This window comes from Methylomonas rhizoryzae, from assembly GCF_008632455.1.
GTDB lineage: Bacteria > Pseudomonadota > Gammaproteobacteria > Methylococcales > Methylomonadaceae > Methylomonas > Methylomonas rhizoryzae.
This window is the reverse complement of sequence record NZ_CP043929.1, coordinates 1,092,366-1,110,990: the sequence shown is the minus strand read 5'-3', so window position 1 is coordinate 1,110,990 and position 18,625 is coordinate 1,092,366. Positions and strand designations below refer to the sequence as shown.

General features: G+C 57.4%; 17 protein-coding genes and 1 pseudogene. 12 read left to right on the top strand and 6 right to left on the bottom strand.

The window, feature by feature from the left end; genetic code table 11:
- Nucleotides 1-3 precede the first annotated feature (3 nt).
- The 3 genes from F1E05_RS05180 (at nucleotide 4) to F1E05_RS05170 (ending at nucleotide 5,029) form a co-directional block, all read left to right on the top strand.
- Nucleotides 4-3,201 (top strand): efflux RND transporter permease subunit, encoded by a 3,198-nt coding sequence (locus F1E05_RS05180; RefSeq protein ID WP_150047283.1) that lies wholly within the window; start codon nucleotides 4-6, stop codon nucleotides 3,199-3,201.
- On the top strand, nucleotides 3,198-4,673 hold the full coding sequence (locus F1E05_RS05175; protein WP_150047282.1) for an efflux transporter outer membrane subunit: 1,476 nt from the start codon (nucleotides 3,198-3,200) through the stop codon (nucleotides 4,671-4,673). The genes F1E05_RS05180 and F1E05_RS05175 overlap by 4 nt, the downstream gene beginning before the upstream one ends.
- Before the next feature lie 146 nt (nucleotides 4,674-4,819).
- On the top strand, nucleotides 4,820-5,029 hold the full coding sequence (locus F1E05_RS05170) for a hypothetical protein (RefSeq protein ID WP_232056790.1): 210 nt from the start codon (nucleotides 4,820-4,822) through the stop codon (nucleotides 5,027-5,029).
- Here F1E05_RS05170 and F1E05_RS05165 read toward each other — a convergent pair.
- Nucleotides 5,006-5,452 (bottom strand): annotated as a pseudogene (locus F1E05_RS05165) (DDE-type integrase/transposase/recombinase); the annotation flags it as partial. The gene F1E05_RS05170 and the pseudogene F1E05_RS05165 sit on opposite strands and share 24 nt — an antisense overlap.
- Before the next feature lie 13 nt (nucleotides 5,453-5,465).
- Here F1E05_RS05165 and F1E05_RS05160 point away from each other — a divergent pair.
- The 4 genes from F1E05_RS05160 to F1E05_RS05140 all read left to right on the top strand — a co-directional run bounded on the left by F1E05_RS05160 (nucleotide 5,466) and on the right by F1E05_RS05140 (nucleotide 7,350).
- Nucleotides 5,466-5,621, top strand: a complete 156-nt coding sequence (locus F1E05_RS05160; RefSeq protein ID WP_232056789.1) for a type II toxin-antitoxin system TacA family antitoxin — start codon at nucleotides 5,466-5,468, stop codon at nucleotides 5,619-5,621.
- 200 nt (nucleotides 5,622-5,821) lie between these two features.
- Nucleotides 5,822-6,049 carry a hypothetical protein gene (locus tag F1E05_RS05150; protein WP_150047280.1) on the top strand — a complete coding sequence of 76 codons (228 nt, stop codon included), beginning with the start codon at nucleotides 5,822-5,824 and terminating at the stop codon, nucleotides 6,047-6,049.
- A gap of 85 nt (nucleotides 6,050-6,134) precedes the next feature.
- The gene (locus F1E05_RS05145; RefSeq protein ID WP_150047279.1) at nucleotides 6,135-6,503 is read left to right on the top strand and encodes an REP-associated tyrosine transposase; all 369 of its coding nucleotides are present in this window, start codon (nucleotides 6,135-6,137) and stop codon (nucleotides 6,501-6,503) included.
- A gap of 124 nt (nucleotides 6,504-6,627) precedes the next feature.
- A complete protein-coding gene (locus tag F1E05_RS05140) occupies nucleotides 6,628-7,350 on the top strand; it encodes a glutathione S-transferase family protein (RefSeq protein ID WP_150047278.1) in 723 nt (240 codons plus the stop codon).
- Here the strand turns inward: F1E05_RS05140 and F1E05_RS05135 are convergent.
- Nucleotides 7,347-8,267 carry a LysR family transcriptional regulator gene (locus F1E05_RS05135; RefSeq protein WP_150047277.1) on the bottom strand — a complete coding sequence of 307 codons (921 nt, stop codon included), beginning with the start codon at nucleotides 8,265-8,267 and terminating at the stop codon, nucleotides 7,347-7,349. The two genes, F1E05_RS05140 and F1E05_RS05135, sit on opposite strands and share 4 nt — an antisense overlap.
- Before the next feature lie 303 nt (nucleotides 8,268-8,570).
- On the opposite strand from F1E05_RS05135, the gene F1E05_RS05130 reads away from it, so the two are divergent.
- Together F1E05_RS05130 and F1E05_RS05125 are read left to right on the top strand one after the other, a co-directional pair.
- Complete coding sequence (locus tag F1E05_RS05130; protein WP_150047276.1) at nucleotides 8,571-9,050, top strand: tautomerase family protein; 480 nt, start codon at nucleotides 8,571-8,573, stop codon at nucleotides 9,048-9,050.
- A 121-nt stretch (nucleotides 9,051-9,171) separates the two neighbouring features.
- Complete coding sequence (locus tag F1E05_RS05125; protein WP_150047275.1) at nucleotides 9,172-10,578, top strand: NAD-dependent succinate-semialdehyde dehydrogenase; 1,407 nt, start codon at nucleotides 9,172-9,174, stop codon at nucleotides 10,576-10,578.
- A gap of 120 nt (nucleotides 10,579-10,698) precedes the next feature.
- On the opposite strand, the gene F1E05_RS05120 is transcribed toward F1E05_RS05125, so the two are convergent.
- Nucleotides 10,699-11,655: a hypothetical protein gene (locus F1E05_RS05120; protein ID WP_232056788.1), complete on the bottom strand. Its 957-nt coding sequence runs from the start codon at nucleotides 11,653-11,655 to the stop codon at nucleotides 10,699-10,701.
- Nucleotides 11,656-11,949: 294 nt separating this feature from the next.
- Between F1E05_RS05120 and thiO the strand changes: the two genes are divergently transcribed.
- Both thiO and F1E05_RS05110 read left to right on the top strand, forming a co-directional pair.
- Nucleotides 11,950-13,041, top strand: a complete 1,092-nt coding sequence (gene thiO / locus F1E05_RS05115) for a glycine oxidase ThiO (protein ID WP_150047274.1) — start codon at nucleotides 11,950-11,952, stop codon at nucleotides 13,039-13,041.
- Between the two features lie 4 nt (nucleotides 13,042-13,045).
- The gene (locus F1E05_RS05110) at nucleotides 13,046-14,059 is read left to right on the top strand and encodes a quinone-dependent dihydroorotate dehydrogenase (protein ID WP_150047273.1); all 1,014 of its coding nucleotides are present in this window, start codon (nucleotides 13,046-13,048) and stop codon (nucleotides 14,057-14,059) included.
- Nucleotides 14,060-14,088: 29 nt separating this feature from the next.
- Here the strand turns inward: F1E05_RS05110 and F1E05_RS05105 are convergent, their stop codons facing one another.
- The 3 genes from F1E05_RS05105 to F1E05_RS05095 are packed head-to-tail and all read right to left on the bottom strand — an operon-like array spanning nucleotide 14,089 to nucleotide 17,050.
- Nucleotides 14,089-14,991, bottom strand: a complete 903-nt coding sequence (locus F1E05_RS05105) for a CPBP family intramembrane glutamic endopeptidase (protein WP_190303252.1) — start codon at nucleotides 14,989-14,991, stop codon at nucleotides 14,089-14,091.
- Nucleotides 14,973-15,701 (bottom strand): 16S rRNA (uracil(1498)-N(3))-methyltransferase, encoded by a 729-nt coding sequence (locus F1E05_RS05100; RefSeq protein WP_150047271.1) that lies wholly within the window; start codon nucleotides 15,699-15,701, stop codon nucleotides 14,973-14,975. The genes F1E05_RS05105 and F1E05_RS05100 overlap by 19 nt, the downstream gene beginning before the upstream one ends.
- Nucleotides 15,701-17,050, bottom strand: a complete 1,350-nt coding sequence (locus F1E05_RS05095; RefSeq protein ID WP_150047270.1) for an adenosylmethionine--8-amino-7-oxononanoate transaminase — start codon at nucleotides 17,048-17,050, stop codon at nucleotides 15,701-15,703. Before F1E05_RS05095 ends, F1E05_RS05100 begins: the two co-directional genes overlap by 1 nt.
- Before the next feature lie 322 nt (nucleotides 17,051-17,372).
- On the opposite strand from F1E05_RS05095, the gene F1E05_RS05090 reads away from it, so the two are divergent.
- Nucleotides 17,373-18,482 carry a TolB family protein gene (locus F1E05_RS05090; protein WP_190303251.1) on the top strand — a complete coding sequence of 370 codons (1,110 nt, stop codon included), beginning with the start codon at nucleotides 17,373-17,375 and terminating at the stop codon, nucleotides 18,480-18,482.
- Nucleotides 18,483-18,625: the final 143 nt, after the last annotated feature.

Below are 18,625 nucleotides of genomic sequence, written 5' to 3'. Positions count from 1 at the left end.
CTCATGGGTAAATTCAGCCACTTTTTTATAGACCGGCCGATTTTCGCGGCGGTACTGTCCATCGTCATCGTGCTGGTCGGCGCATTGGCCTTGATCGACCTGCCGATCGCCCAATATCCGCAAATCGCCCCGCCCACCGTGGTGGTCAGCGCCAGTTATCCGGGCGCCAACGCCCAGGTCGTGGCCGACACGGTGGCCACGCCGATCGAACAGGAAGTCAACGGTGTCGAGGATATGCTGTATATGTCCTCGCAATCCACCAACAGCGGCAACATGAGTTTGACCATCGCCTTCAAACCGGGCGCCGATCTGGACAAAGCCCAGGTTTTGGTGCAAAACCGGGTGGCACTGGCCGAACCCAAGCTGCCGGAAGAAGTGCGCCGGCAAGGCATCAGCGTCAAAAAGCGCAGTCCGGATTTAAGCCTGGTAGTCAATCTGATCTCGCCGGATCACCGTTACGACAGCGTCTACCTGAGCAATTACGCCTTGTTGCAAATCAAGGATACCTTGGCCCGCTTACCCGGCGTGGGCGAAATCATCGTGTTCGGTGCCCGCGATTACAGTATGCGACTGTGGTTGAATCCCGAACAAATCGCGGCCAGAAATCTAACCGCCGGCGAAGTGGTCGCGGCGGTGCGCGAACAAAACGTACAAGTCGCCGCGGGCGTGGTCGGTCAGCAACCGTCGCCGGAAAATGCCGAATTCCAATACACGGTCAGTACCTTGGGCCGTTTGCAAACCGCTGAACAGTTCGGCGACATCATTATCAAACAGGACAAAAACGGCGAAATCACCCGTTTGCAAGACGTGGCCCGCATCGAGCTGGGCGCCAAGGATTACAACTCCGGCCTGTTTTTGGACGGCGAAGAATCCGTCGGCCTGGCGATTTTCCAACTGCCCGGTTCCAATGCCTTGGATACCAAAGCGGCAGTGCTGGCGGCCATGGAAAAATTGAAACCGCGCTTCCCGGAAGGCCTGGATTATTTGTTGGTGTACGACACCGTGGTGTTCGTGCAGCAATCGATAGCGGCCGTGGTGGAAACCTTGTTCGAAGCCTTGCTGCTGGTGGTGCTGGTCGTCATCGTGTTTTTGCAAAACTGGCGGGCCAGCTTGATTCCCTTGCTGGCCGTGCCGGTGTCCTTGATCGGCACCTTCGCCGTCATGGCCGGCCTGGGGCTGTCGCTAAACACCCTGTCGCTGTTCGGCTTGGTATTGGCCATCGGCATCGTGGTCGACGATGCCATCGTGGTAGTAGAAAATGTGGAAAGACACATGGCGGAAGGCATGACTGCCCGCGCCGCTGCGCGCACCGCAATGAGCGAGGTCATCAGCCCTATCATCGCCACGGCCTTGGTATTGGTGGCAGTGTTCGTGCCGACCGCATTCATCACCGGGGTATCGGGGGCGTTTTATCAGCAATTCGCTTTTACCATTGCGGTATCGACCGTGATTTCCGCCTTCAATTCGCTAACCTTGAGTCCGGCCTTATGCGCGCTGCTGCTGGATAGGGCTCACCACGACAAAGATGCGGTAACCCGTTTCGTGGAACGCTGGTTCGGCTGGTTTTTCAACGCTTTCAACCGATTTTTCGCCGCGTTCGGCGCCGGCTATGCGCGCCTGGTCGCCCGTTTGATTCGGATGAGCGCCGTCGTACTGATGCTGTACGTCGGCTTGAATGCCCTGAATCTGCTCGCCTTCGAAAAAGTCCCTACCGGTTTCATTCCGCAGCAGGATCAGGGTTATTTAGTTTTGTACGCGCAACTGCCGGACGCCGCGTCGCTGTCGCGCAGCCAAGCGGTAGTCAAGGAAGCCAGCCGCATCATTTTAGAAACCGAGGGCGTCTCCCACGTCAACGCATACGCCGGCTGGTCGGTACTGACCGGCTCGGCGCAATCCAACGTCGCCACCTTGTTCGCCCGCCTGGACAATTTCGACAACCGGGCGGGCAAACCGGAGCTCAGCGCGGACGCCTTGGTCAAAACCTTGGGTCAGCGTTTGGCAAGCATAGACGACGCCTATATCGCCGTGTTCGCCCCGCCGCCGATACGCGGCATGAGCTCGGTCGGCGGTTTCAAGCTGCAAGTGCAAGACCGCAATAACGCCGGCACCGACGCCCTGCAGCAAGTGGTATCGGACATGATCGGCAAAGGCAACCAACAGCCCGGCATGAGCCGCTTGTTTACCACCTTCCGCGCCAACGTGCCGCAACTGTTCGTAGACGTGGACCGCAGTCGCGCCAAGGCTATGGACATTCCGTTGAGCGACATTTTCGAAACCTTGCAGATTTATTTGGGCTCGTTGTACGTCAACGACTTCAATCTATTCGGCCGCACCTACCAAGTAGTGGCGCAAGCCGACGCGAACTATCGGATGAACGGCGACGACATCGCGCAATTGAAAACCAAAAACGCCCAAGGCGGCATGGTGCCTTTGGGCGCCATCGCCAAAGTCGAAAACATCTTGGGGCCGGATAAAATCACCCGTTACAACATGTATCCCGCCGCGGAAATTAATGGCAATACCTTGCCGGGCATCAGCTCCGGCCAGGCGATAGCAACCATGAATCAATTACTGGACGCCGAATTGCCGCCCGGATTCGATTTCGAATGGACCGAGCTCAGCCTGCAACAGGTATTGGCCGGCAACGTCGCGCTGCTGGTATTCCCGCTCAGCGTGGTGTTCGTGTTCTTGGCGCTGGCGGCCCAATACGAAAGTTGGTCACTGCCGTTCGCGGTCATCCTGATCGTGCCCATGTGTATATTGTCGTCGATGACCGGGGTTTGGCTGGCACAGATGGACAACAACATCTTTACCCAAGTCGGCTTCATCGTTTTGGTCGGCTTGGCCAGCAAGAACGCGATTTTGATCGTGGAATTCGCCAAACACCGGCAAGAGGCAGGTTTGAGCGCCGTCGAGGCGGCTACCGAGGCGGCCCGAATCCGCTTGCGGCCTATCTTGATGACCTCGTTCGCTTTTATCATGGGGGTATTTCCCTTGGTCGTGGCCAGCGGCGCCGGCGCCGAAGCCAGACGCTTGCTGGGCACCGCGGTGTTCAGCGGCATGATAGGCGTGACCTTATTCGGCTTACTGCTCACCCCGGTGTTTTACGTGGTAGTGCAAGCCGTTGCGAAACGCTTGGGCGGCAAGCGTCAAACCGCTACGCTCACTCAACATCTTGACTCCGAACAGGGCCGGCCATGAACGCAAAACCCAGCGCTTTTGTTACCCACGCATTATTGGCCGCTGCCAGCCTGGCGCTGACCGGCTGCGCAGTCGGTCCGGATTTTCAAACCCCGGACAGCCATCCGCCGGCCGGCTTTGCCAACGGCGAAACAAGTCCTTATTCCGACAATCCGGTCGACTTGCTCTGGTGGCGCGGGTTTAACGACCCGCAACTGACCGACTTGGTCGAGCTCGCGCTGGCGCACAACCGCGAGCTGAAAGCCGCGCAAGCCAATTTGCGCGAAGCCCGTGCCTTGTATCTGCAAGCCGGGTTGCAATTGGCCCCGGTCATTAGCGCGCACGCCAATTACACCGAACAAAAACGCAGCAGCGGCGCATTGAACAACCGCAACTTCGTCCCGCGCGAACTGAAGCTGTACAACACCGGCTTCGACGCCAGCTGGGAGTTGGACTTTTTCGGCCGGGTGCGGCGCAATGTGGAAGCCAGCAACGACGAGGTCGACGCGCAATTGGCCAGCTTGCACGACATCGGCATCAGCCTGATTGCCGAAGTGGCGCGCAACTATTTCGAATTGCGCGGCTTGCAATTGCAGCGGCAAGTGGCGGAGCAAAACGTAGCCAATCAACAGCAAACCTTGACCATCACCCAGGCGAAATTCACTAACGGCCGCGGAACCCCATTGGATGTGGCGCGAGCCGATGCCCAATTGAACGCCACTCGGGCCGGCTTGCCTGACTTGGACGCCAGCCTCAAACAAGCCATACATCGTTTAAGCGTACTATGCGGCGAAATGCCGTATGCCTTGGCCGCACGTTTGACACCACACGCCGCGCTGCCGAAGGCGCCGGAACTGATCGGCATCGGCAATCCGGCCGATTTGCTCCGCCGCCGGCCGGACATTCGCAGCGCCGAACGCACCTTGGCGGCAGCCACCGCTCGTATCGGCGTGGCGACAGCCGATCTGTTTCCCCGGGTCAGCTTCGTCGGCAGCATTTCCTTGGAAGCGACGACCTTATCGGGTTTGGTCGCGCCGGGCTCGGAATCGTATTCGATAGGCCCGAAAATCAGTTGGGCGGCCTTGGACCTGGGCCGAGTGTACGCGCAAATCAAAGCAGCCGACGCGCGTGCGGAGGCCAGTCTGGCAAATTATGAACAAACCGTATTGACCGCACTGGAAGACACCGAAAACGCCCTAGTCAATTACGGCGAACAACGCCGGCGGCGCGATTTGCTGGCCCAAGCCGAGGCTTCAAGCCGGCAAGCCCGCGAACTGGCGCAACTGCAATACCGCGAAGGCTTGACCGACTTTCTGACCGTGCTGGACGCCGAGTCTCGGTTACTGCAAGATCAAACCCGACTGGCTCAAAGTGAAACCGCAACCGCCAGCGCATTGACCGCCGTCTACAAAGCCCTGGGCGGCGGCTGGCAAGCCGTACCGGACGGCGACCAGCAAGAAGCCCTGGCAGTATCGAACGAGCAACTCCGCTAGAGTGAAGTAGTCCACGCAAAATATCCCGGTATTTCAGTCAATCCGATGTCGTTAGCCGCGCGTTATATCGGTTACCAGGACGCGGATAAATGTTGGCAGTGGCTGCAACAGCACGCGTCTTGAAAATGGGTCTCGATGAGACCTCTGTGTTTAATGGTCCGGTACTGGACGTTACCTTCGATGAAGATCGTAATCGCACCCGAAAAGGCCACAGCGCCGCCAATCTGGCTACCATCCGCCACATTGCCCTGAATCTGATCAAAAACGAAAAATCCCGCAAGCTCGGCGTCAAAGTCAAGCGACTCAAGGCCGGATGGGATAACGATTACCTGCTACCGGTGATCGGTGGAATTTAAGCGCGATTGCCCTGCGGCTTCGCGGTTTTTCCACGACTGTTTGTGAATCCGCTCGGCTTTATACAAACCATTGATGGTTTCGGCCAAGGCGTTGTCATAAGAGTCGCCCACGCTGCCCACCGAAGCTTCAACGCCGGCCTCGGCCAATCGCTCGGTATAGCGGATCGACACGTACCGTACACCGCGGTCGCTGTGGTGAATCAGGCCGCCGTCGCGCTGGGGTTGCCGGTCATGTAGCGCCTGCTCCGGCACATCCGGTACAAAGTCGGTGTGCGCGCAAGACGAGACTTTCCAACCGACGATGTAGCGAGCAAATACGTCGATTACAAAAGCCACATAGACAAAGCCTTGCCAGGTTTTGCCGTAGGTGAAATCCGCCACCCACAAGGCATTCGGCCGCTCGGCGCTGAATCCGGTTCGCACCGAGATTCGCGCCTTGATTGACCAAGCCGCCAAAGCTCGGGGCAAAACCCGCTCGGAATTCATGATCGATGCCGCCCGCCGCGCCGCCGAAGAATCCCTTCCGGATCAACCGCCCAGCGGTGAAGGGTTTGAGCGCCTGATGGCCGCTCCCAAACCCTGGCAGAATTAATACTGTCCGAGCCGGTTCTGCTGTCGGCACCGCATCAGCTAGGTAATTTTAGCTGCGGGGTTGGGCGATTGGCTCAAACGCCGCGCTAGACCCAACCAAGTCAGCGGCGCATCCCGTACCTATGTCGTGGCGGAAGGTGAGATTGTGCTGGCCGCCGAGCTGCATGAACGGCTGGTGACTTCACCCGTTTGTGAATGGCAATGGCCGCACCGCCCGCCCGCTTGGTGATGAATCTGGCTTTGCTGCAACACGGCTACCCCATTGCCATTATTCACGGCGATGCCGAATTCCAGCTGGCGTATTACGACGCCTTGGAGCAATGTAACTTGGCTCAGGATAAACAACTTTTTCATGATTCGATTGCCGAGAAGGTCATCGAAGCCTTGCAACGCCGATTGACTTTACTCCAACCCGATAGGCCGGAATAAGCGAAGGCTGTATTGGATATGGCAAGGATTTTGGCCCACATGCTGTGAATGCCTTGCCGTTTCATCTGATTTCTAAGGTTGTTTTATGAGTAATTATCGACGTTTGTACATTCCAGGCGGCACGTATTTCTTTACGTCGGTTTGTGACCGTAGACAGGCTATTTTTGCCGATAAACAACGTGTGATATTGCTCCGCCAGGCATTCCGAGAAGTAAAAAACAAACGGCCTTTCAAGCTTTTGGCTGCGGCGATACTGCCCGACCATTTGCATTGTTTGTGGAGTTTACCTTGTGGCGATGCCGATTTTTCTACCCGCTGGCAAATGGTGAAAACCGCTTTTTCTAGGCGTGTTCCCGCCGAGGTCAAATCCAATGGTGCGAAAACGCTGTGGCAACCGAGGTTTTACGAACATTGCCTGCGCGACAAAACCAACTTTCATAATCATCTGAATTAGGTTCATTACAATCCGGTTAAATTTTTGAATAGGAAAGTGGGCAAAAATATCGGTCAGTCGGGTATATTTTTCGCGGGAAATCGGCTAAATGCCTCACATTCAAAAGCCACTGCGAAGAGCATCAATGATCACTTTGTACCAATTCCCCAGAGCCTGGCACATTCCCAACCCCAGCCAGTTTTGCGCCAAGCTGGAAACCTATCTGCGCATGGCGGCAATCGAGTACCGGATCGTGGAAGCGCTACCGGTTGCCGCGCCGCTGGGCAAACTGCCCTACATCGAACACGACGGCCGCAAAATCGCCGATAGCCGGATCATTATCAGCTATCTGCAACAGTGCTTCGGCGACCGGCTGGACCAAACCCTTTCCGAGCGGCAACAAGCCCAAGCCCTGGCTTGGCAACGCCTGCTGGAAGAGCATTTGTACTGGGTCTGCATGTACAGCCGCTGGCAAACCGGGCCGGAGAATTGGCGCATCAACAAACAGGCAATTTTTCACGGCCTGCCGCCGCTGCTTACCGATGGCATTGCCAGCCTTTACCGACTGCGGATCAAAAGCCAGATTCGCGGCCACGGCATCGGCCGCTTGCCGGCCGCGCAGGTATTCGAGTTGGGCCGGCAGGACGTGGCAGCATTGGCTGCCGCGCTGGCGGACCAGCCCTACTTGCTCGGCGATCAGCCCGCCAGCGTCGACGCTTCCGCCTACGGCATCTTGATCAACCTACTGGCCTGCCCGGTTGCCTCGCCGGTCAAGGAATACGCGCTGGCGCAACCGGCCTTGACCGAATATTGCCGGCGCATGCAGTTGCGCTATTTTCCGGAACTGGGCGAACCGGAATTCGCTTAGGCGCCCAGCTCGGCGCAAGCGGCGCGGATTTCGCCGCGTAGCCAAGCATTGGCCGGCTCGCGGTCATGCAGCGGATGCCAGACCATCACCGTGGCGTAATCCGGCAAATCCAGCGGCAACGGCACCCATTGCAGCGGCTGGTTTTGCGCAAGCTGCTCGGCGGTACGCTTAGGAAAGGCCATGACCATGTCGGTTTGCGCCACAATCAACGGCGCCGACAAGAAATGCGAAACCGTCAACGCCACCCGCCGCTCCAGGCCGCGCTCGGCCAGCCAGCTATCGACCTGGCCGCTGCCGGCGCCGGTACCGGACAGCATGATGTGCGGTAGGCCAATGTATTCCTCCAGGGTCAATTGCGGATTCACGACCGGATGGCCGAGCCGCGCCACGCAGACCATGCAGTCTTCGAACAAGGTCCGGCAATGCAGATGCTTGGGCGGGTTCAGCATCACTTCGAAACCCAACAGCAAATCGATTTCGCCCTGCTCCAGCGCTTCAAGCGGAAACCGGTTGCTGGTGCGCTTGAAGTGTACGTTCACCCCCGGCGCCTGGCGGGCGATGCGCGGCGCCAGTTTCGGCAATAGCAAGGCCTCGACGTAATCGGTAGCGGCAATCGCGAACGAGCGCCGGCTGCCGGCCGGATCGAACGGGGCCGGTGCCTTGATCAACCCTTCCACCTCCTTCAGCACCGCCGCTACCGGCTCTACCAGCGCCAGGGCCCGCGCGGTCGGTACCATGCCGGCCGGGGTTTTCACCAGCAACGGGTCTTCCAATTGCTGGCGCAAGCGCTGCAGCACGTGGCTCATCGCCGACTGGCTGATGAACATGCGCTCCGCCGCCCGCGACACGCTGCGTTCTCGCATCAGCAAATCGAAAGCGACCAGCAAATTCAAATCGAAGGTTCTCAAATCGGCCATAGCTGGATTCCCGCAAATTTTTAGCGCCGCATGTTAGCGAAAACGCCTCGACAACCGGCATCGAAAAAATTCATCAGCGCATGAATATTCGCCATTTTACCCACGGCTGGCGTCGGCCTAGAGTATGCACCGACGCCGCCGTTGAGCTCGGTTCCTCCCAAGGGTCTCGCAAAAATCCGAGCAAACGGCGCGTCGCCCGAATTCGGATCGCCGCCGGCGCCAGGCGGCCGGATTTCGGCCTTAGCGGCTACCGAACCGGGCCAACTCGAGTTGGCCTAATAACTCACTTTCAGGAGAATCCTCATGCCTTTGTGGAAAGTCTACCATCCGACCGGCGCCTTCAGCGCCGCAGACAAACAACAGTTGGCGGAAAACATTACCAACGTTTATGCCGGCGTACCTATCCCTAGGTTTTATGCCGTGGTCATTTATGAAGAAGTGGAGCCGGGCAATTGCTTCGTCGGCGGCGTACGCAACGACAAGTTTGTTCGCTTCAAGGTTGACCAGATCGCCCGAACCCTACCCGGCCCCATCATACGGGAATGGTGGATGCGGACGCTGGACGAAGTGATTGCGCCATTTGTCAAAGAGCGCGGTTTCGATTGGGAAATTTCCATCGACGAAACCCCGTTCGATCTTTGGTCGTTGCAAGGCGAACTGCCGCCGCCGTTCGAATCGGTCGCGGAAAAACGCTGGGTGGCCGAGAACAAGGCCAGCCCCTACACCTATCAAGAAAAGCTGCCTGCCGGCCACTTTTTATTGACGCCAGGCGTGACGGGTTAGTAACGAACAAGTGACCGGCCCGAAATGAGCCGGTCGCTGCTTCCGCCAGCCGTTCACCTCGTGTTACCCGTGCGCCGGATTGTTCTGGCACGGCGTAATCGACTACACAGGAATTCATACTATGGCCTATCAAACCATCAATCCGGCAAGCGGCGAATTACTCGCCTCCTATGCCGAACTCTCCGATGCTGAGCTGGAACTTGCCATCGCCAACGCCGACCAGGCGTATAAAACCGACTGGCGGCATCGGGCCATCGACGAGCGCGCCAAGATCGTCGCCAAGGCGGCGGCCATCCTGCTGGAAAGAAAAGCGGAGTACGCGCACTATTTGACGCTAGAGATGGGCAAGCTGATCGGGGAAGCCCAAGCCGAAGTCGAGCTTGCCGCCGCGATCCTCGATTACTACGCCGACAATGCCGCGAGCTTTCTACAACCCAAAACCTTGCCGAATGCGCGCAATGCTCAGGTACTGATCGAGCCGATTGGCGCGATTCTGGGCATTGCACCGTGGAATTTTCCGTACTACCAGGTGGCGCGCATCGCCGGGCCGCAATTGATGGCCGGCAACGTACTGGTGCTGAAGCACGCGGAAAACGTGCCGCAAGCGGCGCTGGCCTTGTCGCGGTTGTTCGCGGACGCCGGCGCGCCGAACGGCGTTTACACCAATCTGTTTGCCGGTATCGAGCAAATCGGCCGCGCCATCGCCGACCCGCGCATTCGCGGCGTCACGATCACCGGCAGCGAACGCGCCGGGGCGGCCGTGGCCGAACGCGCCGGCCGGGCATTGAAAAAAGTCGTCGCGGAAATGGGCGGCAGCGATCCGCTGATCGTGCTGGAAGACGCGCCGCTGGCAGCGGCGCTGGACGGCGCGGTATTCGGCAGGATGTTCAACAACGGCCAATGCTGCGTCGGCTCCAAGCGGATTATCGTGGTCGGCCGCCAGCGCGCCGCGACGTTCCTGGACGGATTCACCGCGCGCTTGGCGGCGCTGCGGGCCGGCGATCCGATGAATACGCAGACGACGTTGGCGCCGGTGGCTTCGGAAACGGCCTTGAACCGGCTGCTGGAGCAAATCGGCCAAGCTAAACAGGCCGGCGCGCAGATTGCGCTGGGCGGCAAACGCCTCGCCCGGCCCGGCTATTTTCTGCAACCGACCGTGATTACGGGCATAGACGAACATAATCCGGTGTTTAACCAGGAACTGTTCGGACCGGTCGCGGCGTTCCACGTGGTCGACAACGCCGAACAGGCGATTGCATTAGCCAACGCCACGCCTTACGGCCTCGGCGCCTCGGTATTCACGGCCGACATCGAACGCGGCCGCGCGCTTGCCGCGCAAATCGACTGCGGCATGGTATTCGTCAACCAGCCGGCGTGGACCGCTCCGGAACTGCCGTTCGGCGGCGTCAAAAACTCCGGTTACGGCCGCGAGCTGGCCGAGCGCGGTTTCTACGAGTTCGTCAACGAGAAACTGGTCAACCTGGCGCCGGCCGGCGCCTGTCTTTGGGGGCCGGCGGCGTTGGACTGATACGAGACGGCGACCGATTCCGGCACTTTCCAATCACGGATCGGCCACTGATTTATCCACCAAGCGCGCATAAAAAAAGGAAGGCCGAGGCCTTCCCTTTTTTGCTGAAATGGGCTCAGCTTAGAATTGGAAACCTACGTAACCGCCGGCATTCAGGCCGTCAGTCGGCGTACCATCCAAGTCACCGGTTGAATAGTGATAGCGAGTATCGGCACCCACCACGATGCCTCTCCAGATTTCGTAGTCGACACCGGCACCGAAGTTCATGCCCGCATTCAATACGGAAACTGCGTTAGACGGAACACCCAAGATGTTGATGTCCAAACCTACAGGAATGATCCAAGGACGCAATTTGCTGCCGTGCATGAATTTGATTTTCGGCGAAGCGTTGATTCTTAAACGGGCGTCAGTCGAAGTTGTGTTGTTAGTTGCAACAGCTACGGGAGTACCATCGACTAATGGAGTGAAATAACCTGATGATACAGCGTTCACACCGCTACCATATTGTGCGTATTCAATGCCTAATTCAACGAGGAACGATGTACCGTCCATCAAACCGAAAAGGTCATTATTGACGTTGAAGTCGAACGCGCCGCCAAAGTAAAAGCCATCGTTATTTTCGTTGTTGGACAAGAAAGCGCCTTTGTTTACGGCACCCAACAAACCGGGACTACCTCTGTCTTGATCCAAAGTGGTGAAACCGCCACGAACCATAACCAAGTTGTCTTTAGAGCCGGAAACCGCCGGGGCAGACTTCATGGAAGCCATCCAGTGGTCCAGTTCTTCGATTTTCGCGGTTTCGGTAGACGCTTTAGCCGATGTCGTTTTAACACGGCTCAATTCCGCCTGCATGGCTTGCATTTGCTCGGCCATTTGTTGCATTTGCAGTTCCAGCGCTTCGGTTTTTCTAGCGGCGGCATCGGCAACCCGCTCGGCTTTGGTATCGGCTGCTTGAACCGGCGCCGCCATAGCCATCGTCAAAGAAGCGGCAGCGATTCCTAGCGCCAGTTGAGATTTATTGAAAGTCATTGTCGTCCCCCCAAGGGTTATTGTTGTAAGACAGCCTGCAATTTGCAAAAACGCAACACAGTATTTTTCGACGCTGGCAATAATAGCAGCACTTTCCTACCGACACAAGTTTTATGTTGATTTTTTGCACGAATAAAAACTTTTAATTTTCAATAGGATATTAAAAACAAGTAAAGTTTAACAAGAGAATGTTAAAAAAAAACAACATCTCGTTTAAAATAAACACTCCAATCGCAATCCGCACCGTCAAGGCGCAACTATGTTCGGACTGATAAGCCGCCTACCCGGATTCGGATGCGCTAAAATCGCGGCAACCAGCCGAATTTTCGACGACAAGCCTCAATGACATCTGCAACAGACATCCTCATCATCGGCGGCGGCATCAGCGGCTTTCTAACCGCGCTGGAACTTGCGGCCGCCGGCTGCCAAGTGACGATTTTGGACAAATCGGCGGCAGCGCGCGAAGCCTCCTGGGCCGGCGGCGGGATTTTGCTGCCCATCTATCCTTGGCGCCAATCCACAGCCATTTCCGACCTGGTCGAGAACAGCTTGAAACGCTATCCGCCGCTGTGCGCGAAACTCGATACCGAGACGGGCATAGACCCCGAATGGACGCCGTGCGGCATGCTGATTTGTAAGAATCCGGACATAACGGCTGCGAGAGCCTGGTGCTTAGATCGCGGCATCGCTCACCACCCCGTCACCGAAGCCTTAACCCCCGGGCTTAACACCCAATTGCTAAATCCGTTGTGGCTGCCGGACATTGCCCAAGTCCGCAATCCCAGATTACTCAGAGCTTTGCAAACCTATTTGCTGAAAAACGGGGTCCGCATCCTGGAACATAGCCGCATCGTGGCGGTCGAGCGCCGCAACAATCGTTTGACCGCCATTTTGAGCGAGCACCAGCGCTTTACCCCCCACCACACCGTCGTTTGCGCCGGCGCATGGACCGCCGAATGGCTGACTACTTGGCTGCCGGATAGCGCCTTGCAATTGCCGATTAAGCCGGTGCGCGGGCAAATGCTGCTGTTCGACGCCGAACCGGAAACTTTATGCCGCATGGTGCTGGACGGTGACCACTACTTAATTCCGCGCCGCGACGGCAAAATTCTGGCCGGCAGCACGGTGGAAAGCACCGGCTTCGACAAGACCACCACCGACCAAGCCAAATCGGCCTTGTACCGTTTCGCGACCGAGTTGCTGCCGGCGCTCAAAAAATACCCGATAGCCGCCCATTGGGCCGGCTTGCGTCCCGGTACGCCGGACGGCGTGCCGTTTATCGGCCCGCATCCGGAAATCGAAAACTTAAGCATCAACGCCGGTCATTTCCGCAACGGCCTGGTGATGGGGCCTGCATCGGCCGCTTTGCTTGCCGACTTGATATTGCAACGCCCATCCGCCCTAGACCCCAGCCATTACGCGCTCAAGCGTTAACGCCATGAATCTCTATCCCTTGCTTCGTCCGTTGTTGTTCGCGCTTGACCCGGAGCGCGCGCACCATGCCACCTTACAGCTACTGGAAACAAGCCGCCGGCTCGGCCTAAGCCGGCTGGCATTTCCGAATCTGCCGGACAAACCGGTCGAAGCGATGGGTTTGCAATTTAAAAATCCGCTCGGCCTCGCCGCCGGACTGGATAAAAACGGCGAGTACATAGACGCGCTGTCCGCGGTCGGATTCGGTTTCCTCGAAATCGGCACGGTTACGCCACGTCCGCAACCCGGCAATCCCAAACCGCGTTTGTTCCGCTTACCGGAGCATCAGGCCATCATCAATCGCATGGGCTTTAACAACCTAGGCATCGAGCATTTGCTGCGGCAAGTGGAACAATGCCGCTACCGCGGGATTTTAGGAATCAATATCGGCAAAAACGCCGATACTCCGATAGAGCAAGCCCGCGAAGATTATTTGACCGGATTACGTAAAAGCTATGCGGCCGCCAGCTACGTCACCATCAACATTTCCTCGCCCAACACCCAAAACTTGCGCCAACTGCAACAAGGCGATGAAATCAGACAACTGCTGGATGCCTTGAAACAAGAACAGACGATCTTGCAACGGCAGCACGGTAAATACACGCCAATCGCGGTCAAAATCGCCCCGGACTTGACCCCGGAACAGGTCAGACATATCGCGGATCTGCTGCTTGCATTCGGCATGGACGCGGTGATAGCCACCAACACCACCATCGCCCGCGAGTCCGTCGCCGGCCACCGCCTCGCCGAGCAAGCCGGCGGCCTGAGCGGCGCGCCGCTCAGGCAACGCGCAACCGCCGTGGTGGCACAATTGGCCGACGCCCTGCAAGGCAAACTGCCCATCATTGCCGCAGGCGGCATACTGAGCGCGCAAGACGCGCAAGAAAAACTGGATGCCGGCGCGCGGCTGATCCAAGTTTATAGCGGGCTGATCTATAGAGGCCCGGAGCTGGTGCGCGAGATCGTGTGCGGTTTGTAAACCCGAAAGCACACAATCGCCAAGGCAAGCTAAGACTTGGCCGCGTTGCGCCGGCGGCCGAACCCAAGCCAAGCGATCAACGTTCCGGTCAGCCATACGCTAACCAGGGGACCAATGACGCCGTCGTAGCCGCTGACCAAATACAGGTGGTCCGCCTGATGGTTAAGCTCGAACAAGTCCTTGGTGACCTTGATCTGCCAGACCCAGCCGGCGTGACAACCGATACAAACTCCCAAGTTACCTGCAAAACGCAGCCTTAGCAGCGCCAAAAACACGCCGATCACAAACAGTGAAATAAACGCATCGAGAATTTTGGGATTCGCCAAATTCGCGAATGCCTGCGCCGTCAACACAAAACCGCTGGTCAACGTTTGTTGCGCGACCGCTATCTGCACGTCGCTCTTTAAAAAATGCAGTGCCGCAAAATACAACGAAGTCAGCGCCACAGCCGGGTAAACGCCGATGCTGCGCTTTAAAAAACTCAACAATAAGCCGCGAAACAGCAGTTCTTCGCCGACGCCGATGAATAAAGACGCAAGCAACGCCAAACCGAGTTTGCCGGCCAAGCCCCCTGCCGACCAATGCCGCTTGGCATCCCACACCTGAATATCCAAGGCCACCAACAAGGCAATGAGCGGCGTCAAAGTAAGCAAACTCAACAATAACCCTCGGGCTAGCTGACGAAAAAAGGTTTTTGTGGATGCAAATCCCAAATCCGCCCAACTAAAACCGAGATACGGCCTTAGCGGGAATACGCTAAGCAATAAGAAAGCCAGCGTCAGCTTGCTGATCCACTTGTGTAGCGGTAAAAAATCGCCGCCTAGCTGCATCACTCCGTAAGCCGCCACGCAAGCTAATCCGATTAACAAAAGCAAACACAGCAGCGGCGCCAACCCGGCGCGTAGCCCGGCAATCAACGAAAATCTCCCCATAACGTCTGTACGGCCGCCAACGCCGACAATACCGCGGTTTCCGTACGCAAAATGCGCGCGCCCATCCGCACCGGCACAAAGCCCGCTTGCTTGGCCCATTCGCGCTCCTGCTCGCTAAATCCGCCTTCCGGACCGGACAACAAGGTCAGTTGCTGCGCCTCGGGCTGCACATCCGCCAAACTCCGTTCCGCGTAGGGATCCAGAAATACTTTGCAACCCTGTTGACAATCAAGCCAAGCGGACAATTCGCTGACCTCGGTCAACGCCGGCACACGGGTTCTGCCGCATTGCTCCGCCGCGTGTTGCACAATGCCGCGCCAATGCTGTACCCGCTGCTGCTTTTTGTCGTCGCTGAATTTGATCACGCAACGTTCGGTCAGCAAGGGCGTGATGTGCGCCACCCCCAACTCCACCGCTTTTTGCACGGCAAAATCCATGCGGTCGCCGCGCGAAATGCCCAAACCCAGATGCACCGCCAACGGCGACTCCAGGTCTCGCGCTTCGAAGGCCTGCACCTCCACCCTGACCGCTTTGCGGCTCACCTCGCTGAAGCGTCCCAGGTATTCTCCGCCCGAGCCGTTGAATAACACCACCGGCTGATCCTGACGCAAGCGCAGCACGCTGCGCACATAATGCGCTTGCGCCTCGTCCAGCGTGACCCGCCCCCCTACGTTCAAAGCCATATCCACGAATATTCTCGATACGCGCATCAGTCTTGCACCGCAATCCGTATGCCTTCCCAGGCCGCCTCCGCCATCAACTCGATCTCCTGCTCGCTGATCACGTAAGGCGGCATGAAATAAATCACGTTCCCCAAGGGACGCAACAACACGCCGCGCTGCAAGGCATGGCGATAAACGCCGAGACCGCGCCTTTGCTGCCACGGAAACGGCAGGCGGGCGGCTTTGTCCCGGACGAGTTCTATCGCCACTATCATGCCGGTCTGCCTGACTTCGCCAACGTTGGGATGCTCGGCAAAGCGTTCGACCGCCCGCGCCATCGCCGCCGCCAATTGCCGATTCCGGCCCAAGACGTCGTGGGTTTGAAAAATGTTCAAGGTCGCCAAGGCTGCGCTGCAAGCCAGGGCGTTGCCGGTGTAACTATGCGAATGCAAAAACGCGCTCAAATTTTGGTAATCGTCGTAAAAAGCCTGGTAGACCCGGTCGGAAGTCAATACCGCCGACAACGGCAAATAGCCGCCGGTTAGTCCCTTGGACAGACACATAAAATCCGGACTGATGCCGGCTTGTTCGCAAGCGAACAGCGTGCCGGTGCGGCCGAAACCCACCGCGATTTCGTCGGCGATCAAATGTACTCCGTACCGGTCGCAGGCCTCGCGCAGACGGGCAAGATAGACCGGATGATACATGCGCATAGTGCCGGCACATTGCACCAACGGTTCGACGATCACCGCGCAAACCGAATCGGCATGTTGCTCCAGCGTTTGCCGCATGTGCTCGAAGCGGCGTAAGGAATAAGCCTCCCAACTCTCACCGGTGTCGCGGTGAAAGCAGTCCGGCCCCGGAACCGTGATCACCTCCATCAGCAACGGCGCGTAAGTATCCTTGTACAACGCCACGTCGCCGACCGCCAAGGCACCCAAGGTTTCGCCGTGATAACTGTTTTCCAAGGTGATGAACTTGGTTTTCTGCGGCTGGCCGCAATTGCGCCAATAGTGAAAACTCATTTTCAAGGCGATTTCGACGGCCGACGACCCGTTATCCGCATAAAAGCATTTGTCCAGGCCCTGCGGCGTAATGGCCACCAGCTGTTCCGCCAGTTCCACGGCCGGCAAATGGGTAAAGCCGCCCAGAATCACATGCTCCAGCGTATCGATTTGCCGTTTGACGGCTTGACTGATGTCCGGATTGGCGTGGCCGAACAAATTGACCCACCAGGAACTGACCGCATCCAAATAGCGCCGACCATCGAAATCTTCCAGCCATACTCCCTGCCCGGACTTGATCGGAATCAGCGGCAACCATTCGTGGTCCTTCATCTGGGTGCAAGGATGCCAAACGACGGCCAGATCGCGCTCGCTAATCGCTCGATTATTCACGGCAGCCACCGGTAAAGATATACTGCCCGTTAGAGAGTTTTCCTAATGCCGTGACCACCGCTCGCTCCAAGCTCAATGCTGCGTTAAACCGGTTATTTTGCCACAGCCATAGCACAAATCGGCAACCAACCGGAAACACAGCGGCAAGCCCATTGAATGGGGCTCGCAACATCCGATTCAAAATCGCGATTGAATGACGCAAAGCCGAGTTTCATAAAATCGTTTGTCAATCTCTGCTTTAATACCCGGCCTAGGCCGCAGGAATAAATAGGAACAGGCACTCTAGCCGATGCGCAGATACAATCAATACAGGAGACAATGGATGCTGACCATAGCAAAGCCCGAATCCGCCCGCTCCGGCGGTAAATCATTGCTGCTGGCGCTGTTACTGGGGACGCAGATGTGCCCCAGCGCCAAAGCCGCCCCCATTCAGGCATCGGTCGATTCCGCCGGAGCAGCCGGCAATGCGGCCAGCGCTCACGCTACGGTCAGTAGAGACGGTTCCGTGGCGTTCGAGTCTCTGGCCAGCAATCTGGTGGCAAACGACAGCAACGCTGTGCAAGACATCTTTTTGCACCGGCGCAAAACCGGGGAAACCGTGTTGGTTTCGGTGGATTCGTCCGGGGTCCAGGGCAACAAGGCCAGCTCGGCGCCCGGTATTTCCGCCAACGGCCGCCGCATCGTCTTTCAATCCAGCGCCACGAATTTGGTAGCCAACGATAGCAACGGCGCCGCCGACATTTTTTTGCGCGATCTGGAAAGCGGGGAAACCCGGCGCATTTCGCTGAGCTCGGACGGAACGCAGAGCAACGGTGCCAGCCAAGCGCCGACCATCTCGGCGGACGGGAACTGGGTGGTGTTTAGTTCGAGAGCGTCGAATCTGGTCGAGGGGGACGACAATGGCCTGATGGATATTTTTATACACAACGTAGAAACCGGAACCACGGAACGGATCAACCCCGATTTAGACATCGGCACTATCCTCAGCTTCTCGCCGTTATGGGCATCGATTTCCCTAAACGCCCGCCGGATAGGCTATAGCTATCAATTGATTTACCGCGCGCCAGACAATGAATTGACACAGGAAACCCGGACTTACGTGTTCGACCGTAAATTGGGAAAAACCGAACGGGTTTATCGTAGCGACGGTAAAGATCCGAGCTTCATTCAAACACCTCTGATCACCAACAACGGCCGAATCTTGGCCGATTTCGGAATAGTCTCCAAGAATCTGTGGATCGTTAGAAGCCTCAACCGCAAAACCGGCAACACATCGATTTACCCGGTCGCCGCCAAGGGACTGGCCGACAGCATCACGCTCAAGCCCGGCATCGCCGCCAACGGTCGCTGGATTGCCTATCAACTTGCGAAGCCAAACTCGGACGGCTCCAGTGGAATTCAACAAGTATATGTACGCCGGTTTAAACCGTAATCACCGTTACCCTTGCTTTCGCAGTTGAAGCGATGACTGCGGACACGGCGAGGCCAAGCTCGCCGCTAGGCATTTTGAGGCTCACCGAATCTTCGCAACCAGCCGGCGCGATGGGTTCCAAAGCCGGTCCGCACCAAAATTTA